Annotated in this window: 1 protein-coding gene; it reads left to right on the top strand. The window is 75.7% G+C overall.

Features of this window, described 5'->3' with window-relative positions; genetic code table 11:
• The coding region (locus GT045_RS00875) for an SDR family NAD(P)-dependent oxidoreductase (RefSeq protein ID WP_161332977.1) at positions 1–5,446 on the top strand (5,446 nt) is incomplete at both ends.

Raw genomic sequence — 5,446 nt, 5'->3', positions numbered from 1 at the left:
CGGCACCGCCGTGCTCCCCAGCGCCGCCTCCGGCACCGCCGTCTCCGACCCGGCCGCGCCCCACAACGCCCTCTCCGACCCCGCTGTCCCCCGCAGCGCCCTCCCCGGCACCGCCGTTTCCCGCACTGCCGTCTCCGCCCCCGTCGGCGCCGATCCCGTCGTCCCCGATCCCGTCGGCGCCGACCCCGTGGCCCGGTCCCGGGAGGGTTTCGCGGCCCTCGAACGGCTGGCCCCGGCGCTCCTCGAGCACCGGCTGCGACGCGCGGTCGGCTCGCTCGACGGCACGGTCGGGCAGCTCGCCGGCCGGCTGGGCGTCCAGCCCGCGTGCGAGCGCCTGTTCGACGCGCTGCTCGACGTCCTCGTCAGCGGCGGCCGGCTCCGCCGTACCGGCGACCGGCTGGAATCCCTCCCGGGCTCCCCGGCACCCGACGACGCCGATGGCGCCGACGACGCCCCGGAGGCCCGGTACCCCGACCTGGTCCCGCACGTGACGCTCCTGCGCCGTTGTGTCGAGGCGGTACCCGGCATCCTGGACGGCACCGTCCGGGCGACCGAGGTGCTCTTCCCCAAGGGGTCGGCCGACCTCGTGGAGCGGGTGTACCGGGGGCAGGCGTCCGCCGACTTCCACCACGCTCTCCTCGCCGAGGAGACCGCGGCCGCCGTGAGCCGCCGGCACGCGGAGCACGGCGGCCTTGTCAGGGTCGTCGAGGTGGGCGCCGGCACCGGGGCCAGCAGCGACTTCGTGCTGCGGGCCTGCGCGTCCGCGGGGGTGCCGGTGGAGTACTGGTACACCGATCTTTCCACCGCCTTCCTGCGGCGCGGCGAGGACGCCTTCGCCCGGTACCCGTTCGTGCGTTTCCGGCAGCTGGACATCGAACGCGCCCCGGGCGAGCAGGGATTCGAGCCGCACAGCGCCGACGTGGTACTGGCCACCAACGTGCTGCACGCCACGGCCCGCATGGACCGCACGCTCGGCCATGTGCGCGAGCTGCTGCGGCCCGGTGGCCGGCTGCTCGTCAACGAGGTCACCCGGGCCGCGCACTTCCTCACCCTCACGTTCGGCCTCACCCCCGGCTGGTGGCGGTACGAGGACGCCCATCTGCGCCTGCCGCACGCCCCGTTGCTCGGGCCCACGGCGTGGCAGGAACAGCTGCGGCGGTCCGGTTTCGCGCCGGTGACCGTGCGCGGATCCGCCGGTACCCCCGTGGCGGACCTCGAACAGTGCCTCTTCGTCGCCGACACCGCGCGGACCGGGGACGACACGGCTTCCGCCCCGGTGGCCGACGCGCCCGGCCGGAGGGACGTCCGGGCTTACGTGCGCGCGGTGTTCGCCGAGGTGCTCCGTTTCGAGGAGGGCGCCCTCGACGACCGGGTGACGTTCGAGAACTACGGTGTCGACTCGCTGGTGAGCCTCGACATCCTCGGCCGCTTCGAGCGCGATCTCGGTGCGCTGCCCGCCACGCTGCTGTTCGAGCACCTGACGATCGCGGACCTCGCCGGCCACTTCGCCCGGACCTTCCCGGAACGGCTCGGCGCACTGCTGCCACCGCCGGATACGCAGGACGCACCCGCCGTGGCACAGCCGCGGGAACACCCACAGCCCGCGCCGCAGTCCGTCCCGGATCCCGCACCACGGCCTACGCCCCACCCCGCGCCGGATCCCGCCCCACAGCCCGCGCCCCCCTCCGTGCCGGAATCCATGCCGCAGCCCGCCCCGGGTCCCGCGCCCGCCCCCGTCCCGGAATCCGCGCCGCAGCCCGCTCCAGCCTCCGTCCCGGATCCCGCGCCGACCTCCGTCCTGGATCCCGCGCCCGCCCCCGTCCCGGAATCCGCGCCGCAGCCCGCTCCGGATCCCGCGCCGGCCTTCGTCGCGGATCCCGCGTCGGCCTCCGCCCTGGATCCCGCGCCCGCCTCCGTCCCGGGGCCCGCACCGCAGCCCGCGCCAGGTCCCGTGCCGCGGCCGGAGCCGTGCGCGCCCGTCCGGGGCCCGGACGACGACGCCGTCGCGATCGTCGCGGTGTCCGGACGTTATCCCGGCGCCGCCGACCTCGACGCGTTCTGGGAACTGCTGGCCGAGGGCCGCAGCGGGATCACCGAGGTGCCGGCGGACCGCTGGGATTGGCGTACCCACTTCTCCCCGGACCGGGGCCGCCCCCAGCACTCGTACAGCCGATGGGGCGGCTTCCTCGACGGCGTCGACCGGTTCGACCCGTCCTTCTTCGGCATCCTGCCCCGTGACGCGGCCGACATCGACCCTCAGGAACGGCTGTTCCTGGAGACGGTCTGGGACCTCCTGGACCGGGCCGGTCAGCTCGGCGAGCGCACGCGCGAACGCAACACCGGCGTCTTCGTGGGCACGATGTACGGCTCCTACGGCCAGCTCGCCGCCGCCGGCTGGGCGCAGGGCCGCCTGGCCGGGGCCCACTCGGCGTACTGGTCGATCGCCAACCGGGTCTCGTACGTCCTGGACCTCGACGGGCCCAGCTTCGCCGTCGACTCGGCCTGCTCGTCCTCGCTCCTCGCCGTCCACCTCGCCTGCGAGAGCATCCGGCGCGGCGAGTGCCGCGCGGCCGTCGCCGGTGGCGTCAACCTCATCCTGCACCCCGCGCACCACGTGTCGCTCTGCTCGATGAACATGCTGTCCGCCGGTGACCGCTGCCGGGTCTTCGACGCCTCGGCCGACGGGTTCGTGCCCGGTGAGGGAGTGGGCGCGGTCCTGCTCAAGCCGCTGCGCCAGGCCGAGGCGGACGGCGACGACATCTGGGGTGTCGTCAGGTCCTCCCTCGCCAACGCGGGTGGCAAGACCGGCGGATACACCGTGCCGAACCCCAACGCCCAGGCGGCACTCGTCGCGGAGGCGGTCCGCCGCGCGGACGTCGATCCCGGCACCCTCGGCTACATCGAGGCCCACGGCACGGGCACCGAGCTGGGCGACCCGATCGAGATGGCGGGTCTGAGCCGGGCCCTGGGCGCGCCCACGGCCGACGGCGTGCGGTGCGCGGTCGGCTCGGTGAAGGCCAACATCGGTCACCTGGAGGGCGCCGCGGGCATCGCCGGCCTGACCAAGGTGCTGCTGCAACTGCGTCACGGTCGCATCGCCCCGTGCGCCGGACTCGAGACGGTCAACCCGAAGATCGGCATCGACCCGCAGCGGTTCACCCTGCCCACCGCTCTGTCGCCGTGGCCGCGGGCCGGCGCCGCACCCCGCCGGGCCGGGGTCAGCTCCTTCGGCGCCGGTGGCGCCAACGTGCACGTGGTGGTCGAGGAGTACCGCGACACGCGTGAGCGGCCGGCGCCGCGCCCCGGCCGACACCTCTTCCTGCTGTCCGCTCGCACCCGTGACCAACTGGCCCGCTACGCGGGTTCGGTGGCCGCGTTCCTGCGCGGCCAGGGCGCCGGATCCGACCTCGGCGCGATCTGCTTCACCAGCCAGACCGGCCGCCGCGAGTTCGCCGAACGGCTGGCCGTGGCCGCGGACAGCACCTCCTCGCTGGCCGCCCGCCTCGCCGCCGTGGCCGATGGCACGGTCCCGGACGGTGCCCGCCTCGCCACGGCCGGCCCGGCACGGGACAGCGACCCGGGCGAGCAGGACGCGGTCCGCTGGGTGCGCGGCGCGGAGGTCGACTGGGAGTCGCACTGGACACCCCCGTACCCGCGACGGGTGGCCCTGCCCGGCTATCCCTTCGAACGCGCGCGGTACTGGCTGACCGAGCCGGCCGCACCCGCACCGGGCACGGATCCGGCCCCGGCCGTCGGGACGGCCCGAGAGCCCGGGCGGCCGGACCCCGAGGCGACGGGCGAACGCACCGTCTTCCGGCGGCCCGAGTGGCGGGACGTGCCGGCCCGGCCCGGTCCGGACCTGCCGGACACGCTGCTGCTCGCAACGGACGACGCCGGCCTGGCCGCGGCCTTCACCCGCGCGCTGCGGGGCTCGGGAACCAGGTGCCTGACACTGCGGCCGGGGGAGACCCCGCAGGTCCGGCCCGACGCGGTCGTCCACACCGGTGACGTGCTGTCCTGCGTGGAGCTGTCGGCGGCCCTGCTCAGGGAACGTCCGGCGGCACCCCTGCGGATGCTGCACACACATCTCGGCACCGACCCCGGGCAGTCCGCGGTGGCCGGAGCCCTGCGCACCCTCGCCCTGGAGCACACCGGCTTCACCGGATCCCGCGTCGAGTTCGCGTCCGGCACCGCCGACGACGACCGGGTCGCGCTGCTGCTGCGCGAACTGGGCTGCGCCGACACGGAGGTGCGGCACGCGGACGGCAGGCGGCTGGTCAAGGGGCTCGTGGAGTTCACCCCGCCGCCCGCGGGCGGCCCGCTGGTCCGGCCCGGCGGCAGCTACCTGATCACCGGCGGCGCCGGTGCGCTGGCCCTGCACGTCGCCGAGTACCTGGCCGCCCAGGCACCGGTGCGGCTCATCCTCGCCGGGCGCTCCGAGCCCGGGCCCGAGGCGGCGGCACGCATCGCCGCGCTGAACACCTCCGGGACGACGGCGCTCTTCCACCGCGCGGACGTGACCCGGCATGAGGACGTGCGTGCGCTGGTCAGTGCCGTCGGGCAGCTGCGCGGGGTCGTGCACACCGCCGCCGTGACCCGTGACGCCCGCGCCGTGCACAAGACCCGGGCCCAGATGAGCGAGGTGCTGGCGCCGAAGACCACCGGCACCCGGCTGCTCGACGACGCCACGGCCGGCCATGACCTGGACTTCTTCGTGCTGTTCTCCTCGGTGGCCGGAGAGAGCGGCAACCCGGGACAGGCGGACTACGCGGCCGCCAACGCCTTCCTCGACGCCTTCGCCGCGCAACGCGAGGAGCGCCGGGCCCGCGGGGAGCGCGCCGGACGGACCGTGTCCGTCGGCTGGCCCCTGTGGGCCGACGGCGGGATGGCCGTGGACGACGCCACCCGCGAACTCTTCGCCCGGCGCTGGCGGATGACCCCGATGCCCACCCGGATCGGCCTGGACGTCCTGCACCGCGCCGTGAGCGCCGGGGAGCCCAGCTTCACGGTCGTGCGGGAACTGCCCCCGCCCGGCCCGGTCGGCTCCGCCCCCGGCTCGGTCGGCTCCGCCCCCGGCTCGGTCGGCCCCGCCCCCGGCCCCGTCAGCCTTGCCCCAAGCTCGGTCGGCCCCGCTCCCGGCCCGGCCGCGCTCGGTGATCCCGACGCCGTCAGGGCGCGGCTGCGCCGCATGGCGTCCGGCTTCCTGCTCGTCGACGAGGACGACGTCGACCTGGACGACGACCTGATGGACGCGGGCTTCGACTCCATCTCCCTGACCGAGCTGATCAACCAGGTCAACGAGGAGTACGGACTCGATCTGCTCCCGGTGATCCTGTTCGAGTGCGCCACCCTGGAGCTGTTCGCCCGGTACCTGACGCGCGAGCACGGCCCGGCCGTGCCGGGCGGCGCGGTCGTCCTGCCGGCCCCGGGGGCGGCCGCCGCGCCC

Origin of the sequence: Streptomyces sp. SID486 (assembly GCF_009865385.1) — a bacterium.
GTDB lineage: Bacteria > Actinomycetota > Actinomycetes > Streptomycetales > Streptomycetaceae > Streptomyces.
This window is presented reverse-complemented; position numbering and strand designations above follow the sequence as displayed.